Genomic DNA, 17,428 nt, shown 5'->3' with positions numbered 1-17,428 from the left:
GAGAGTAAAAATTCGAAGCTAATAGCGACAAATGACAGGCAATAAAAAAGGCCACCGAAGTGACCTTTTCATTTTCTCGCAAATTATTTGTTGTCTGCTAGTTCACGATGAGCCGCTTTAGCTTCATCAACGCGTGCAAGCTTTTCCAAATCTTTGTCTTCTACAAACACTGGTAGTGGCTTGTGTTTCTCAGCTAAGTAGCTGTAAATCACAGGCAGTACGAACAGTGTGAAGATAGTACCAATTGCAAGACCAGCAACGATTACGATACCGATACTAAAGCGCTGAGCAGCACCTGCACCAGTTGCGTACATTAGCGGGATAAGACCAGCGATCATTGCCGCAGTTGTCATTAGGATAGGGCGTAGACGAACTTTCGCCGCTTCCATTACCGCTTCTGTCTTACTCAGTTTATTGTGTAGCTGCTCTTCTTTTGCAACTTCACAGATCAGGATACCGTGCTTGGTGATAAGACCAACCAGAGTAATCAGACCAACCTGAGAGTAGATGTTCATAGACGCTGCGCCCCATGCTAGAGCAATTAAGGCACCACAAATTGCCAATGGTACAGATACCATGATAACCAGTGGGTCTTTCACCGACTCGAACTGAATAGCCAGTACTAAGAAGATGATCGCTAGTGCTAGACCGAACGTTGCGTATAGTGCGCTACCTTCTGTTACGTACTGACGGGCTTCACCCATGTAGTCATGGTTGTAGCCGCTTGGTAGTTTGTTTGATGCGATGTCTTCAAACCATGTAATTGCATCACCCATAGCTGCGCCTGGAGCTGGTACAGCACCGATAGTTGCAGAGTTTAGCTGGTTGAAGTGAGGTAGAGAGCGAGGCTCTGCTACAACATCAATCGTAATCAAGCTACCTAGAGGAACCGCTTTGCCATCTGCAGCGCGAACGTAGTAGTTGTTCATCGACTCAGGGTTTAGACGCCATTTACGCTCAACTTGAGGGATAACTTCGTACGAACGGCCATTTAGGTCGATACGGTTTACGTAGCCATCAGCCATCATCGTCGATAGCGTAATACCAATGTCTTGCATGGTTACGCCATACGCACCAGCTTTATCTTTGTCGATGTTAATTTTCATCGTTGCCGAGTCGTAGTTCAGATCAAGGTCTGAGTAAACGAACATTGGGCTCGATTTAACTTCAGTCAGTACATCTGTCGCGATAGAGAATAAGCTCTCAAACGCATTCGGTGTAGTGATAACAAACTGAATTGGAAGACCTGAACCTGCACCTGGTAGTTCTGGCATCTGGAATGCTGTTACTGCCATTCCCGGTACGTTAGAAACTAAACCACCAACACGGTTTGCTACTTCAGACTGGCTCGCTTCACGTTCACTCCATGGCACCATGGACGCAATACCAAATGCTTGGTTTGAGTTAGGTACACCAGTAAACACCTGAGCAAACGCGACTTCTGGTTGATCTGACAGAATCTTGTTCACATCATTCATGGTGTTCTGCATGAAGTCTAAGTTTGCGTTTGATGGCGCAGTACCCATTAGCATGATTACACCTTTATCTTCAGAAGGTGCAAGCTCACTTGGGATGAACTTAAACAGCATCGGTAAGCTACCGAATACGATAACAGCGAAAGCAATAACTACAGGGCGATGATTCATAACAGCGCCAAGCATTTTCGCATAGCGGTTAGTCATTCCATCCAGTACGTGGTGAACTTTCTGCTCAAATTTGCTTGGCTGTTCGTTAGCCTTAAGCATTTTTGAACACATCATCGGTGATAGCGTTAGTGCCACGATACCGGATACAAATACCGAACCTGCTAGGGTTAACGCGAACTCTTTAAATAGTGAGCCAGTAATACCACCCATTAACGCGATTGGTGCATATACCGCACCTAGCGTCAGTGTCATAGCAATAACTGGTACCGCGATTTCACGTGTACCGATAATCGCTGCGCGGAATGGTGATTCACCCAGTTTGATGTGGCGGTCGACGTTCTCAAGTACAACGATCGCATCATCTACTACCAGACCGATCGCCAGTACCATTGCCAGTAGCGTCATCAAGTTCCAAGAGAAGCCCATTGCTTGCATTACCATTGCCACACCAATCAAAGAGAGTGGGATAGTAACGATAGGAATGATTACCGCACGGAACGAGCCTAGGAACAATGTGATCACTACAAGTACGATAAGAGCCGCTTCAACAATGGTTTTAACAACTTCATTGATTGACTCGTTGATCGCGATAGTAGAGTCGTACATCACATTCATCTTGATCGTGCTTGGCAGGTTACGCTCTAGCTGAGGTAGAAGTTCAAGTACGTCTGCGGCAATGTTGATCGGGTTAGCACTTGGCGCGGCGTTAATCGCTGCAACCACGGCTTCTTGACCGTTCGCACTTGCACGGTAAACATCGTGACTCTTCTCTAGTGTTACCTTAGCGATATCACTTAGACGAGTAATGTCACCTTCGTCAGAACTTACGACTAAGTTTTCTAGTTCAGCAACGTTTGATACCTGGGTATCAGCACTACCGTTGTAAAGTACGAATTCACCCACAGCCTGACCAGTTGCTGACTGGTAGTTGTTGGCATTCAACACGTTCATTACGTCAGTCGCCGTTAGGTTTAATGCCGCCATTTTGGCAGGATCAAGCCAGATACGTAGTGCGTATTTCATACCACCGTATAGATCAACTTTAGAGACACCGTTTACGGTGAATAGCTGCGGGTTGATTACACGCTCTAGATAGTCAGTAATTTGGCTAGATGAAAGCTCATCACTGGTGAAACCGATGTACAGTACCGCTGTTGTTGAACCTGTCGACATAGTTACAGTTGGATCTTCAGCCTCTTTAGGTAGCTGTGAACGAACCGAGTTTGTCTTGGCCAGAATGTCAGACAGCGCTGCATTTGGATCGGTATTCAACTTCATGTTTACGGTAATGGTAGAGCTACCAAGCACCGATGATGAGGTCATGTAGTCGATATTATCTGCTTGCGCGACGGCTTGTTCCAAGGGCTGAGTAATAAAGCCTTGGATCAGGTCCGCACTAGCACCGTAGTAACTGGTCGTAACCGTTACTACTGTGTTTGTCATTTCAGGGTATTCTCGAACCTGCATCTTGAACACCGCTTGTAAACCAAGCAGGGCAATCAAGAAACTGATCGATACCGCTAAAACTGGACGTTTAATAAAAACATCAGTAAAGCGCATGAGGCCTCCAATTACAGCATTGGTGTTTCAGCTGGTGGAGTAGTTGCATCGCTTTCTACTACACGAACTTTAGCGTGGTTACTTAGACGTACCTGACCAGAAGTTACGATCACATCACCAGGTTTTACTCCCTCAAGGATGTGCGCAATATCTTGAGTACGTTCACCCACTTTTACCACTTGCTGCGTTACACGCTTCTCGCCATCTTTTTCAGATACGATGTAGACGTTGTCGCCGTATAGAGTAAATGTGATTGCCGTTTGTGGCAGAGTTACTTGGTTCTCAAGCTTAGGTAGGATGATGTTCGCACGTGCAAACATACCACTACGTAGCTGACCGTCACTGTTAGGGATGTCTGCTTGAACCTGAATTAGACCACTTTGGATGTTAACTGCAGGCTCAATTGCTGAGATAGAACCTTTAAATGGCTTCTCTGGGTAAGCATCAACAAAGATATCAACTTCTTGGTCAAGGCTGATGCGAGAGATATCTGTTTGAGGAACAGTAAAGCGCAGGCGCATAACTGTTGTATCTTCAAGGCGAACGATATCTGTACCCGCTTGTAGGTACTGACCTAGGTAAACGTTACGAATACCAACAACACCAGCAAATGGAGCTTTGATTTCACGACGGTCGATAGATGCTTTTAAGCTTTCAATATCAGCTTGAAGAGAGAAGTAGTTTGCTTCTGCTTCATCGAAAGCTTCTTTTGAAATAGAGCCTTTCTTGTATAGACCTTGGTAACGCTTGTACTTCGCTTGTGCTGCTGGCAGCTTAGCTTGTGCGCTTTTTAGGTTTGCTTTCTCAACTTCAGAATCAAGCAGCACAAGTGGCTGGCCTTCTTCTACTTGAGTACCCGAATTGAATGAAATCTTATCGATGACACCGCTAGTTTCGTTTGCAACCGTTACACCTTGGTTTGGCTCAATGAAACCGATCGCTTCAATAACAGGCACCCAATCAACGGCTTGAACCTCGGTTACCGTAACCGGGAACTCAGGCTCAGGTCGATTCGCCATGTATTCAGCGATCTTCTGTTGTTTAAATAGATTGAAACCTATCACGCTGCCAAATAGCAGTACCGCGATAAGTAACATAAAGAAAGTCCACTTTTTCATTCTAATTAGAACTCCAAGTTAATGTGTAATGATTGCATCCCAGCTGGCTTCAATTGCCGCGTCGATGGCATTTTGATCCAGTTGGTAATATCCAAGCGATTGTTTACGAGCCAGAGTGACACTGACTTCTAAACTAAGTGCAGCCAACACTGGGTTGTCTAAGGGTTTAAATACCCCAGTCTCACGCCCTTCCGTGAAAAGTTGATCTACCTTGCTAAACATCTTTCGCTCAATCTCTTTCGTCTCATGGCTACGAACACAAGGTAAAGAGTCGTATTGCGCACGATTCTTTAAATTGTCGATGTTCGACACCGAGAGATCGAAAATGTTTAACCACATTTTGCGAAAACGTTCCTTTATTGGCATTGATTCGTCAACGTCACGCTGAATAGCTTCGGCATTGCGTTGAGCAACCTCTAAACGAACCTGTTGCAGTAAATCTTCTTTGTCAGAGAAGTAGCGATAAATCGTTCCTGCTGCGACCCCAGCTTCTTTGGCCAACTTATGCATCGAGAGTCCTTGAAAGCCTGATTCTGCAATCAGAGTTTCTGCGGCATCTATGATTTTTTGTCTTTTATCTTTCATTGAAACAGAACCAGACAGTAAGCATATAGCGGGTTGATGAATGAACGTTCATTCATTATAGCCTAAAGAGTCGCCACTTATGCAACAAACTATTGCATTATTTAGGCAAAAAAATTGTGAATAAGGCTCACTGATGACCGTTTAGCTTTTTGAGTAAACATAGCAATCTGAGTGTTGCACTATTATTATATGCGCCACCTTTTTGTTCTTCAGAGATAGCCATGAAGCTGAACCCCAATCAAGACGAAGCAGTCAAGTACGTATCAGGCCCATGTTTGGTGCTTGCAGGCGCTGGCTCGGGTAAAACACGTGTAATTACCAATAAGATCGCTTATCTGGTTCAGCAGTGTGGTTACAAGGCTCGAAATATAGCAGCGGTAACCTTTACCAATAAAGCAGCTCGAGAAATGAAAGAGCGTGTTGGACAGACTCTAGGCAAAAATGAATCGAAAGGCTTGATGGTTTCGACCTTCCATACACTAGGTCTTAACATTATTAAGCGAGAGTATAAGTCGCTTGGATTAAAGTCGGGCTTTTCATTATTTGATGACCAAGACCAGATGGCGCTGTTGAAAGAGCTGACAGAAAAGCAGCTTGATGGTGATAAAGATTTATTGCGCCAGCTGCTCAGTACTATTTCTAACTGGAAAAACGATATGCTGACCCCTGACCAAGCGAAAGCTCAGGCGAAAGGGGAACAACAGCAGCTATTTGCATTCTGTTTTGAAATGTACCAAAAGCAGATGAAGGCATATAACGCATTGGATTTTGATGACCTTATCTCTCTGCCGGTATTACTGCTTAAAACCAATGAAGAAGTGCGCCAGCGTTGGCAAAACCGTATCCGTTATCTATTGGTCGATGAGTACCAAGACACCAACACCAGCCAATATGATTTAGTTAAGCTTATTGTTGGGGAACGTGGCCGTTTAACTGTAGTTGGCGATGATGACCAGTCTATCTATTCATGGCGTGGTGCAAAGCCGCAAAACCTAGTGTTACTTGGTGAAGATTATCCAAATTTGCGTCTTATTAAGTTGGAACAAAATTATCGTTCAACCAGTCGTATTCTGCGCGCAGCGAATATCCTGATTGCCAATAACCCACACGTTTATGAAAAGTCACTGTTTTCAGAGATCCCAGATGGTGAAAAGCTGAAGGTGTTGTTGGCGAAAAACGAAGAGCACGAAGCAGAGCGTGTTACTGGTGAGTTGATTGCTCATAAGTTCCTTAACCGAACTGAGTACAAAGATTATGCCGTGCTTTATCGAGGAAACCATCAATCTCGCTTAATTGAAAAGTCATTGATGCAAAACCGTGTGCCTTACAAATTATCAGGCGGTACTTCTTTCTTCGCGCGAGCTGAAATTAAAGACATCATGGCGTACTTGCGTGTGTTGGTGAATCCGGATGACGACAATGCCTTCCTACGTATAGTGAATACACCGCGTCGTGAAATTGGCCCAGTGACGCTAGAGAAGCTAGGTAGTTATGCCAATATGCGTGGTAAGAGTTTGTTTGAAGCCAGTTTTGAAATGGGGCTTGAGCAGACACTTTCAGGCCGAGGATTAGAGAACCTACGTCGCTTTACAGCTTGGTTGGTAAAAATAGCAGATCAAGCTGAGCGTGGAGACACGGTTGAAGCGGTTCGCTCGCTTGTGCGTGATATTAACTATGAAGATTGGCTGTACGAAACCTCCTCTAGCCCAAAAGCGGCAGAAATGCGCATGAAGAATGTGTCGGATTTGTATTCATGGATTGTGGCTGACCTTGAAGGGGATAACTACGACCAAGAAGAGAAAACCATTAAAGAGGTTGTTCAGCGCTTAACCTTGCGTGACATGATGGAACGTGGTGAGGAAGATGAAGACAGTGATGCCGTTCAATTGATGACATTGCATGCTTCCAAAGGTCTTGAATTCCCATATGTTTACTTGATTGGTACAGAAGAGGGCATCTTGCCGCACCAAACCAGCATTGACGAAGACAATGTTGAGGAAGAGCGTCGTCTTATGTATGTGGGTATAACTCGAGCTCAACGTGAGTTGACCTTCACTATGTGTAAAGAGCGTCGTCAGTTTGGTGAGTTGATTAAGCCGACACAAAGTCGATTCTTAGATGAACTGCCATTTGATGATGTTGAATGGGAACAAGTGAAAAAGCCAGTAACGCAAGAAGAACGTATGGCAAAAGGCCAAGCACATATTGCGAACTTGAGGTCTATGTTCAACAAGAAATAGTGACTAAAAGTTAGCGGATGATTTAGGTTGCCCACTATCAAAAAGACAAAAAAAAGAAGGGCTTGGTCACTGACCAAGCCCTTCTTCTATATAAAGAGGAGTTACAGGCCTTCAATCATGTGCTGAATAGCGGCAATGATTTCATCATCTGAACAGTCCATACATGAACCTTTCGCCGGCATTGCGTTGAAGCCGTTAATCGCGTGGTTGTTCAACACATCTTGACCTTGAGCAATACGAGGAGCCCAGTCGTCAGCGTTACCTGTCTTAGGCGCACCGCTCACACCAGATGCGTGACAAGCAATACAGAATGTGCCGTAAACAGTTGCACCATCACGTGGGCCAGTTGGCTCTGCTTTAACTGGTTCTGCACCTGCTAGGTAAACATCACCAACAGGCTTAATACGTTCTGCAATTGCATCATATTCTTCTTGGCTTACGCTTGCTGCAAAAGAGGCGCTAGAAAAAGTGATTGCAGCGACCAAAGCGGTTAACATTTTTCGAGACATATCCATTAAACTCACTTTACATTCCTGAAGGTAAGTTCGTGCTTACCCATTATTAGAGTGTGATTTGATTTAGGGTGACAAATGACGCTAAAAGCGAAACTTGCTGTTAAATCAATGTAAATAATGGGTGATTATATCCTGTTAACTTGTTGCAATAAACAGCAAGTTACCTCCTTCATATCAGTTATCTAATGGGAAATAGGGGTTTATCACACTTTAATTGTCGAAAAAGGCGCCAAACGATAAAAAAAGTTGAAAAAGTACTAGACGGCATAGTGTGATATACGTATTATTCCACTCCGCCGATGGGGCATGCGCCCGTAGCTCAGTTGGATAGAGCGTTGGCCTCCGGAGCCAAAGGTCGAAGGTTCGAATCCTTTCGGGCGTGCCATTCGTCTTAAGGTTTGTCGGTAAAAAATATCAGTGGTGGCTATAGCTCAGTTGGTAGAGCCCTGGATTGTGATTCCAGTTGTCGCGGGTTCAAGTCCCGTTAGCCACCCCATTATTCAGGTAGCTTTGCTCCCTTTCTTGATTAAGTTCGAGATAAAACATAAGTCGGTGAATAGCGCAGCTTGGTAGCGCATCTGGTTTGGGACCAGAGGGTCGGGGGTTCGAATCCCTCTTCACCGACCACTATTTCGTTTAACGCAATAGCGGTAAACAACAAAGTTAGCGGTGGCTATAGCTCAGTTGGTAGAGCCCTGGATTGTGATTCCAGTTGTCGCGGGTTCAAGTCCCGTTAGCCACCCCATTATTCAGGTAGCTTTGCTCCCTTTCTCGATTAAGTTTGAGATAAAACATAAGTCGGTGAATAGCGCAGCTTGGTAGCGCATCTGGTTTGGGACCAGAGGGTCGGGGGTTCGAATCCCTCTTCACCGACCACTATTGAAGCCCTAGTCGAAAGACTAGGGCTTTTTGCATCTGGAGTTCTAAACTAGGGCTTCAGAAAAGCCTCAACTAGCCGTCCGCGTCAGAAATGACGAGGCCTTTTGCTTTCTAACGCCTGTTAATACTTTCCTATAACAGCAGATTCGTCTAAATCGATGGCTCATTAGTCTTGGCTTTTAACCTTCGATCTTGTTGATTCTCTCTCTTCATACTTACGCACTGCATTTAGAACTGGCGAGACTATTTGTCAGAATTATCTCTAGGTAATTAATCTAAATTTTTTATTCTTCATGTTGGTTAAATTCTATCTAGTAGTCTATTTTTAAATTAATCGACCATTTTGTGGTTTTGTGATGGTTGTTTGTTTTAAAATTGTTAACTCTATCTTTGCTTTGGTATGTGAATTTATATTCATTTTGCTTATTGTTAAAAGTTGTATGAAATAGCCAGAAGTTTAGTTTCTGCTTGGTTTTTCTGGTGCTTTTCATCAGGTTAGACCAAACGATGATCTAACCTTATTGCATATTTATTTTGATAAGCTGCTTGGTTTTTGCTCGAATTCAACTTTTTCCCCTATATTTGTTGCTTTTCTGTGAATTTTTTGCCAAATTGATGAGCTTATAAATTACCAGAACGATATTCTGGTAAGAATGGATTCACTTTTCAGACAGGGCAGAAAGCTGCCGAAGCAGTAGAGGTCTGGTAATGTCACTTTTAGAAGTTAAAAATCTTCGAATAGAGTACCCTTCGCGTCATGGTGTTCATGCCGCAGTAAAGTCGCTTTCTTTTAATATTGAGCGTGGAGAGATCGTTGGTGTTGTTGGCGAATCTGGTGCAGGTAAGTCAACCGTTGGTAATGCCGTGATCGATCTACTTAGTCCCCCTGGTCGAATTGCTAGCGGTGACGTCTATTTGGATGGCGAGCAGATCTCGGGTCTTACTCCGGAGCAGATGCGCAGTGTGCGTGGCTCAAAAATTGGATTTATCTTCCAAGATCCAATGACCTCCCTAAATCCACTATTCACAGTAGAGCAGCAATTGAAAGAGACGATTCATGCCAATATGAAAGTCTCTGATGAAGAAGCGTATAAGCGTGCGTTGTCACTGATGGAGCAGGTGGGGATTCCTCAACCAGAGAACCGTTTAAAACAGTATCCACACCAGTTTTCAGGCGGTATGCGCCAGCGTGTCGTTATTGCGATTGCACTAGCAGGTGAGCCGGATCTCATCATTGCCGATGAACCAACGACTGCACTGGATGTATCGATCCAAGACCAAATTCTTAGCTTAATCCGCGAACTGTGTATTAAGAACAATGTGGGTTGTATGTTGGTTACCCACGATATGGGTGTGGTGTCGAACGTAACTGATCGCGTTGCAGTTATGTATCGTGGTGATTTGGTAGAGTTTGGTCCTACGGCGAAAGTACTTGGTGATCCAGACCACTCTTACACACGCAGCCTAATTTCTGCGGTTCCGCGTTCTGATATGAAGCTTGAGCGTTTCCCACTAGTTAGCTACATCGAAGAAGCTCACGAGATGGAACCACTGGATGTGAAAAACCACTGGTTAGGTCAGAGCCAAGATCATCGTGACTACACGGGTTCTCTGCTGAATGTTGAGAACGTCAATCTGCGCTTCGTGACCAAAGATTCTCTATTTGAAAGCCGCCGTGAATATGTTCAAGCATCGAACAACGTCAGCTTTGAGGTATTTGAAGGTGAGACGTTTGGTCTCGTAGGTGAATCTGGTTCGGGTAAATCGACTATTGCACGAGTGATTGCAGGTCTGTATGCGCCGAACTCGGGCAAGGTAACGTTTGAAGGCATTGATTTGACGTCATTGAAGTCAGAGAAAGAACGTCGCCCGCTTCGCCGTCAAATGCAGATGGTATTCCAAAACCCATATACTTCGATGAACCCGCGTATGAAAATTTTCGACATCATCGCGGAGCCGATTCGTTTCCACAAATTAACCAATAGTGAAGCAGAGACTCGGCAGATCGTTAACGATCTACTTGATCATGTTGGTTTGGGCAAAATGGCGGGTGTTAAGTACCCACATGAATTCTCGGGTGGTCAGCGTCAACGTATTTCGATTGCTCGTGCATTGGCAACACGCCCACGTCTACTTATCTGTGACGAACCAACATCAGCATTGGATGTTTCGGTTCAGGCTCAGATTCTTAACTTGCTGAAAGATCTACAAGATGAGTTAAATCTCACCATGTTATTTATCAGCCACGACTTACCGGTTATTCGCCAAATGTGTGACCGAGTGGGTGTGATGCAGATGGGTACGTTGCTAGAGGTTGCACCAACAGAGCAACTATTTACAGCACCACAGCATGAATACAGTAAGCAGCTTATTTCCCTAATGCCTGAATTTACGGGCTTAAGAGAAGAAATAAAAACGGCGTAAAGTCGTAACCTTTCCTGACACAAGTAGAGTCAGGTGTTTAACAGACGCAAATACAACAACTAGGGATAGAAATCCCGCATAAGGAGTTATGCAATGAAAACCATGAAAAGCAAACTAGCAGTGGCTTTAATGGCAGCTGGCCTTAGCTTTGGCGCAGCGGCAGCAGATATTACCGTCGCTTATGACGCAGACCCAGTGTCACTTGACCCGCATGAGCAACTGTCTGGCGGTACACTGCAAATGTCTCACATGGTATTTGATCCGCTAATCCGTTTTAACCAGAAGATGGAATTTGAACCACGATTGGCTGAATCTTGGGAACGTATTGATGGCGAAACGATGCAATTTAATATTCGCCAAGGTGTTAAATTCCACTCAGGTAATGCACTAACTGCAGATGACGTAGTGTGGACATTTGACCGTCTGAAAAGCTCACCTGACTTCAAAGGTATCTTCGGTCCTATCGTTTCGATCACTAAAACTGGCGATTACACAGTTGAAGTGAAAACGGAAGGTGTTTACCCACTAGTAGAAAACGTAATGACTTACCTGTTCCCAATGGACAGCAAGTTCTACTCAGGTAAGACAGAAGATGGTAAAGACAAAGCTGAGCTAGTTAAGCACGGTAACTCTTACGCATCGACTAACGTATCTGGTACAGGTCCTTTCATCATCACTCAGCGTGAGCAGGGCGTAAAAGTAACGTTTGAGCGTTTCAACGATTACTGGGACAAAGAGTCTGACGGTAACGTAGACAAACTAACGCTAGTGCCAATCAAAGAAGACGCGACTCGTGTTGCTGCACTTCTTTCTGGCGACGTAGATATGATTGCTCCTGTTGCTCCAAACGACTACAAGCGTATTAAGAAAGCAGACAGTGTTGACCTATACACTATGCCTGGTACGCGCGTAATCACGTTCCAAATGAACCAAAACAGCAACCCTGCATTGAAAGACGTACGTGTACGTCAAGCGATTACCTACGCAATCAACAACGAAGGTATCACTAAGAAAGTAATGAAGGGTGCGGCAACAGCTGCAGGTCAACAGAGCCCAGTTGGTTTCGTTGGTCACAACGCAGACCTTAAACCTCGCTACGATCTTAAGAAAGCTAAAGAGCTGATGAAAGAAGCAGGTTACGAGAATGGCTTCACGCTAACTATGATGGCGCCAAACAACCGTTACGTGAACGATGACAAGATTGCTCAAGCTTCTGCAGCAATGCTGTCTAAAATCGGTATCAAGGTTGATCTGAAGACAATGCCTAAAGCTCAGTACTGGCCTGAATTCGATAAGTGTGCAGCAGATATGCTAATGATCGGTTGGCACCCAGATACAGAGGATTCAGGTAACTTTACTGAGTTCCTAGCAATGACGCGTAATGCTGAAACAGGTAAAGGTCAGTACAACTGTGGTCACTACTCAAACGCTGAAGTTGATAAGTTGATTGTAGAAACTAACACGATGACTGATCTAGAGAAGCGTAGTGCATCGCTTAAGAAGGTAGAAGAGATTCTATACAACGAAGCAGCATTCGTACCTCTACACTGGCAAGATCCATCATGGGCAGCAAAAGGTAACGTTGAGATTGGTCCAATCATCAACGGTATGAACTTCCCATACTTCGGTGACCTAGTGGTTAAATAATCACAAGTGAACTAGACCAAGTATTCATGCTTGTGTGAGTACTTGGTCGATTTTTGGTGCTTAGCTTTGTTTCAGTCGGGCTAAGTACCATTTTTAAGACTGAAATCTATGGAAAGTTTAAGGGGCAAGGAATGTTTTCGTTTCTGGTCAAGCGCCTGTTTCAGGCACTGATAGTGATGTTTGTGATCAGTCTAGTGGCGTTTGCCATTCAGGATAACCTAGGCGACCCATTACGAGAGTTGGTTGGTCAGTCGGTTTCAGAAGCCGAGCGACAAGCACTGCGTGATGATCTAGGTCTGAATGATCCCTTCATTACAAAATACACTCGCTTTGTCGGCAATGCGCTACAAGGTGATTTAGGTACATCTTACTTCTTCAAGCGCCCAGCGGTTGAAGTGATTCTTGATAAATTAGTAGCAACACTTGAGCTGGTATTTGGTGCCACGCTAATTATTGTGTTCTGTTCGATTCCTCTTGGCGTTTACTCAGCAATTCATCCAAAAAGCTTCTTCACTAAAATTGTAATGGCAGGCAGCAGTATCGGTATTTCGATTCCTGTTTTCTTAACCGCTATCATGCTGATGTATGTGTTCTCTATTGAGTTAGGCTGGCTACCATCTTATGGCCGAGGCGAAACCGCCAATGTATTTGGCTGGGAATCTGGGTTCTTTACTCTTGATGGTTTAGCTCACCTTGTTCTGCCATGTATTGCTCTGGCATCTATTATGTTGCCGCTATTTATCCGCCTAGTACGTTCTGAGATGCTTGAAGTGTTGAGCTCTGAGTACATTAAATTCGGTAAAGCAAAAGGCTTAGCTCTAAACAAAATTTATTACCAACATGCTTTGAAAAACACTTTACTGCCAGTACTGACGGTAGGTGGTGTTCAGATTGGTACTATGGTGGCTTATACCATCCTGACTGAAACGGTTTTCCAGTGGCCAGGTACAGGCTTCCTTTTCCTTGAAGCAATCAACCGTGTAGATACTCCACTGATCACGGCTTACGTTATCTTCGTTGGTCTGATTTTCGTGGTAACCAACACGATTGTTGACTTGCTATACGGCATCATTAACCCGACCGTAAATCTAACAGGTAAAGGAGCATAATCATGAGTCAAACAGCAGCAGCTCCTTCTCGTTGGGAGCGTTTTAAACAGTCGGATTTCTTGTATTACTTCAAGCGCGATAAAGTCGCGATGGCAAGTTTTACTGTGTTCATGCTTTTCTTGGTCATGGCACTCGCGGCTCCAGTTTTATCACCAACTGACCCATATGACTTATCATCGATTGATATTATGGACTCAGAGCTTCCACCATCATGGATGGAAGATGGTGATGAGCGATTCCTACTTGGTACGGATGAGCAAGGCCGTGATATTTTATCGACCATTCTTTACGGTTCGCGTCTATCACTAACGATTGGTTTCCTAGCGGTTGGCTTACAGCTAATTCTAGGTATCGTAATTGGCCTGTCTGCAGGTTACTTCGGTGGCCGTATCGATAGCTTCCTGATGCGTTTTGCCGACGTACAACTGTCGTTCTCAACTATGATGGTTGCGATCATTGTTTCAGCTATCTTTAAAGCCAGCTTTGGTAGTGACTTTTACAGTCAATATGCAGTTGTTATGCTGGTGGTGATCATTGGTGTTGCAGAATGGCCTCAGTATGCACGTACTATTCGTGCTTCGGTACTGGCTGAAAAGAAGAAAGAGTATGTTGAGGCGGCGCGTGTGATGGGCTTTAAGGCACCTCGCATTATGTTCCGTCACATTCTGCCAAACTGTTTATCACCAATCTTGGTTATTTCGACGGTACAGGTGGCAAATGCCATCATGTCTGAAGCGGCACTTTCTTTCCTAGGTTTAGGTTTACCAGTAGACCAACCATCACTAGGTGCTCTAATCAGCATTGGCTTTAACTACATCTTCTCTGGTGCTTGGTGGATTACCGCCTTCCCAGGTATCGTATTGGTAACATTAGTATTAGTTATCAATCTGTTGGGTGACTGGTTACGTGATGTATTTAACCCGAAAATCTACAAAGGGTGATCCAAGCCTAAGATTTGATTAGCAAACTATCACTACACTAAGAGCCGTACATTGTTACGGCTCTTTTTTTGCATTCACTTTTTCTCAACAGTGAACCAGTAATAATGTCACTATATTTGTTTATATCAGCCGGGATAGATAGGCGGTCAAATATTTATCATGGTTGGTATGTTAGGCAGATAAAAGAATGAAGTTTAAGGAATGGGTATCGATATGGCCTTAAAGCCAAAGCAATCTTCTTTAACCAAGTTGGGTATGCTCGCACTATTAGCATTGCCAGTTTGGTCTGCGCCAGCTATGGCTGAAGAATTTCTGTGTGATGCAACGCAAGCCTCTAGTAACGAATTGCCTTTATTAGATAAAGCCTGTCCTATCGGAAAGGGGCTATGGGGCAACTCTAAGCCTCGTGGTACTGAGTCAACATTTTGGATTCAGTGTGGTGTCTTTAATAAGCCGCTTTCGCTGGAAAAAGCGAAACAACTTTATAAGCATATTGGTACCGATGTCTGGGCCAAGCCTGAAGCAAAAGGCACGCGCTGTTTGATTGGTCCATACACTGACTTCTCAGAAGCTAAACAAGACCTTGCTAAAGTGAAAACAGAAAAAGGTTACAAGGAAGCGTTTATCCGTGAGGTCGTTGGTGGGGCTCCTGCACGTACGTCGTCACCAGCTGCGAAGTCTAAACCGGTCAAACAAACAACCACTCAATCTACAACGGTTATCCCAGCACCGGTTAAAGCGTCCCCTCAGCCAGCGCCGATGAAAACGTCAAAACCGAAAGCGGCGCAGCAAGAGATCGCCATTCGTTTGGCGACCAGCATCAATGGTGTGGAATATAAAGTCCCTTATGTGATGTTTGCCGATGACCAGTTCTATATGGAACACTCTCTGCCGTGGAATCGTATGGATTATGAGGCGGCATACAAAACCTGTTATCGCCTAGGGATGAACCTTGCTACTCGCGAGCAATGGCAAGCGTTGCTTGATTCCGGTGAAATGGAAAAATCCCAATGGCCAATGCATCTACCATATTGGGGTACTAACAAGGTGGGGCTATTTACCAGCGGTAAAACCAACCAATTGAAAGGAACCTCATTACTGAATGTGATGTGTGTGAAGTAAGATTTTCATTGTTCCAAAAACAAAAAAAGGATGCCGAGGCATCCTTTTATTTAATATCGCAATTGCTTAGCGCATTGTCACAAACTCTTCAGAGCCTGTTGGGTGGATAGCAACAACAGAGTCGAAGTCTGCTTTAGTTGCGCCCATCTTCATTGCTACGCCGAAGCCTTGAATCATTTCATCAACCGTGAAGCCGATACCGTGTAGGCCGACTACTGTTTCTTCTTCGCCAGCACATACTAGCTTCATCTTACAAGGTTGACGGTGCTTAGTTACCGCTGTGTACATTGCAGTAAAGCCAGACGTGTAAACTTTCACGTTGTCTTTGCCGTACTTCTCTTCAGCTTCTTGAGTCGTTAGACCGATAGTGCCGATAGGTGGGTGACTAAATACAACAGTTGGAACTAGGTTGTAGTCCATTTTTGCGTTTGTTTTACCGTTGAACAGACGCTCAGAAAGTTGACGACCAGCTTTAACCGCTACAGGAGTCAGTTCGATACCGCCTTCCATGATGTCACCTACACAGTAGATGCCTTTCACGTTAGTTTCTTGGTACTCGTCTACTTTGATGTAACCACGGTCATTAGTTTCAACGCCTGTTGATGCAAGGTTGATAGCGTCAGTTGCAGGGTGACGACCGATCGCCCAGATAAGTTGGTCAACGTTTTGCGTGTTGCCGTTTTCTAGGTGAAGAGTCAGGCTGCCATCCGCTTCTTTAACGATCTCTTTTGGAATTGATTGCGTGTGAAGTTTAGGGCCTTCAGCGTCCATTACTTCAACTAGCGTTTCAATGATCATTGGGTCAAAGCTACGTAGCGGAGATTCTTTACGTACAAAAAGGTGAGTCTCAGTGCCAAGTGCGTTTAGTACACCTGCAATTTCAACGGCAATGTAACCTGCACCAATAACCGCAACGCGTTTTGGCTGCTCGTTTAGCTCGAAGAAACCGTTAGAGTCGATGCCGTACTCTGCACCTGGGATATTAGGGATAGTAGGACGACCACCCACAGCGATTAGGATGTGATCCGCTGTGTAGTGTTCACCGTTAACTTCAACCGTCTTCTCATCAACAAACTTAGCAAAGCCTTTGATGACGTTTACTTTGTTGTTACCCAGAACACGATCGTAAGATTGGTGGATACGACCAATGTAAGCTTGGCGACTTTCAACCAGTTTGCTCCAGTCAAAGCCTTTTACATCTACATCGAAGCCATAGTCTTCAGCGTAAAGGTTCATTGCATCCGCAATTTGAGCACCATGCCACATCACTTTCTTTGGTACACAGCCAACGTTTACACACGTGCCGCCCAGATCCTGAGCTTCAATCAGTGCTACTTTTGCGCCATACATAGCTGCACGGTTAGCTGATGCGATGCCGCCAGAGCCGCCGCCGATACAGATGTAATCAAAATGAGTCGCCATTACTTTCTCCGAGCTTATTAATTTATTTGATTGCTTCTGAATATAGGGATGAATTTGAGTAAACTCAATCCGCTACCCAGAGCTGTCCTTGTTGTCTATCATAAATCGACTCTGACTGATTTCCCAATGGGAAAAAGTGAGGTTGGTTATGACAAATAGCGATAATAGCCGTCATATTTGAAGCTGCAGCGTTGTTGACTGCATAAATCCACCGGATCGC

At 44.5% G+C, this 17,428-nt stretch carries 11 protein-coding genes and 5 tRNA genes; 11 read left to right on the top strand and 5 right to left on the bottom strand.

Annotation, left to right across the window (positions count from 1 at the left end):
• Nucleotides 1-83: 83 nt before the first annotated feature.
• From AAFX28_RS08400 to AAFX28_RS08390, 3 genes are read right to left on the bottom strand one after another with little or no spacing between them, the layout of a single operon-like run.
• On the bottom strand, nt 84-3,206 hold the full coding sequence (locus AAFX28_RS08400; protein ID WP_408687048.1) for a multidrug efflux RND transporter permease subunit: 3,123 nt from the start codon (nt 3,204-3,206) through the stop codon (nt 84-86).
• A gap of 11 nt (nt 3,207-3,217) precedes the next feature.
• Nucleotides 3,218-4,324 (bottom strand): efflux RND transporter periplasmic adaptor subunit, encoded by a 1,107-nt coding sequence (locus AAFX28_RS08395; RefSeq protein WP_408687047.1) that lies wholly within the window; start codon nt 4,322-4,324, stop codon nt 3,218-3,220.
• An 18-nt stretch (nt 4,325-4,342) separates the two neighbouring features.
• Nucleotides 4,343-4,909: a TetR/AcrR family transcriptional regulator gene (locus tag AAFX28_RS08390; RefSeq protein ID WP_408687046.1), complete on the bottom strand. Its 567-nt coding sequence runs from the start codon at nt 4,907-4,909 to the stop codon at nt 4,343-4,345.
• A gap of 221 nt (nt 4,910-5,130) precedes the next feature.
• On the opposite strand from AAFX28_RS08390, the gene rep reads away from it, so the two are divergent.
• Nucleotides 5,131-7,149 (top strand): DNA helicase Rep, encoded by a 2,019-nt coding sequence (rep, locus tag AAFX28_RS08385; RefSeq protein WP_408687045.1) that lies wholly within the window; start codon nt 5,131-5,133, stop codon nt 7,147-7,149.
• A 101-nt stretch (nt 7,150-7,250) separates the two neighbouring features.
• On the opposite strand, the gene AAFX28_RS08380 is transcribed toward rep, so the two are convergent.
• A complete protein-coding gene (locus AAFX28_RS08380; protein WP_408687044.1) occupies nt 7,251-7,664 on the bottom strand; it encodes a c-type cytochrome in 414 nt (137 codons plus the stop codon).
• Nucleotides 7,665-7,972: 308 nt separating this feature from the next.
• Here AAFX28_RS08380 and AAFX28_RS08375 point away from each other — a divergent pair.
• The 10 genes from AAFX28_RS08375 to AAFX28_RS08330 all read left to right on the top strand — a co-directional run bounded on the left by AAFX28_RS08375 (nt 7,973) and on the right by AAFX28_RS08330 (nt 15,786).
• Nucleotides 7,973-8,049, top strand: a tRNA-Arg gene (locus tag AAFX28_RS08375).
• 35 nt (nt 8,050-8,084) lie between these two features.
• A tRNA-His gene (locus AAFX28_RS08370) sits at nt 8,085-8,160 on the top strand.
• Between the two features lie 54 nt (nt 8,161-8,214).
• Nucleotides 8,215-8,291: transfer RNA gene (locus AAFX28_RS08365), tRNA-Pro, on the top strand.
• Between the two features lie 42 nt (nt 8,292-8,333).
• A tRNA-His gene (locus tag AAFX28_RS08360) sits at nt 8,334-8,409 on the top strand.
• A 54-nt stretch (nt 8,410-8,463) separates the two neighbouring features.
• Nucleotides 8,464-8,540, top strand: a tRNA-Pro gene (locus AAFX28_RS08355).
• A 711-nt stretch (nt 8,541-9,251) separates the two neighbouring features.
• The gene (locus tag AAFX28_RS08350; RefSeq protein WP_408687043.1) at nt 9,252-10,967 is read left to right on the top strand and encodes a dipeptide ABC transporter ATP-binding protein; all 1,716 of its coding nucleotides are present in this window, start codon (nt 9,252-9,254) and stop codon (nt 10,965-10,967) included.
• Between the two features lie 93 nt (nt 10,968-11,060).
• On the top strand, nt 11,061-12,614 hold the full coding sequence (locus AAFX28_RS08345) for an ABC transporter substrate-binding protein (protein WP_408687042.1): 1,554 nt from the start codon (nt 11,061-11,063) through the stop codon (nt 12,612-12,614).
• A gap of 131 nt (nt 12,615-12,745) precedes the next feature.
• On the top strand, nt 12,746-13,723 hold the full coding sequence (locus AAFX28_RS08340; RefSeq protein ID WP_408687041.1) for an ABC transporter permease: 978 nt from the start codon (nt 12,746-12,748) through the stop codon (nt 13,721-13,723).
• Between the two features lie 2 nt (nt 13,724-13,725).
• Entirely contained in the window at nt 13,726-14,664 is a 939-nt protein-coding gene (locus AAFX28_RS08335; RefSeq protein ID WP_408687040.1) for an ABC transporter permease, read from the top strand.
• A gap of 213 nt (nt 14,665-14,877) precedes the next feature.
• Nucleotides 14,878-15,786, top strand: coding sequence for an SPOR domain-containing protein (locus tag AAFX28_RS08330; protein WP_408687039.1), 909 nt, complete (start codon nt 14,878-14,880; stop codon nt 15,784-15,786).
• Between the two features lie 66 nt (nt 15,787-15,852).
• Here AAFX28_RS08330 and gorA read toward each other — a convergent pair whose 3' ends face one another.
• Nucleotides 15,853-17,208 (bottom strand): glutathione-disulfide reductase, encoded by a 1,356-nt coding sequence (gene gorA, locus AAFX28_RS08325; protein ID WP_053440754.1) that lies wholly within the window; start codon nt 17,206-17,208, stop codon nt 15,853-15,855.
• Nucleotides 17,209-17,428 lie beyond the last annotated feature (220 nt).

The organism is Vibrio sp. TBV020 (assembly GCF_046056895.1).
Taxonomy (GTDB): domain Bacteria; phylum Pseudomonadota; class Gammaproteobacteria; order Enterobacterales; family Vibrionaceae; genus Vibrio.
This window is presented reverse-complemented; position numbering and strand designations above follow the sequence as displayed.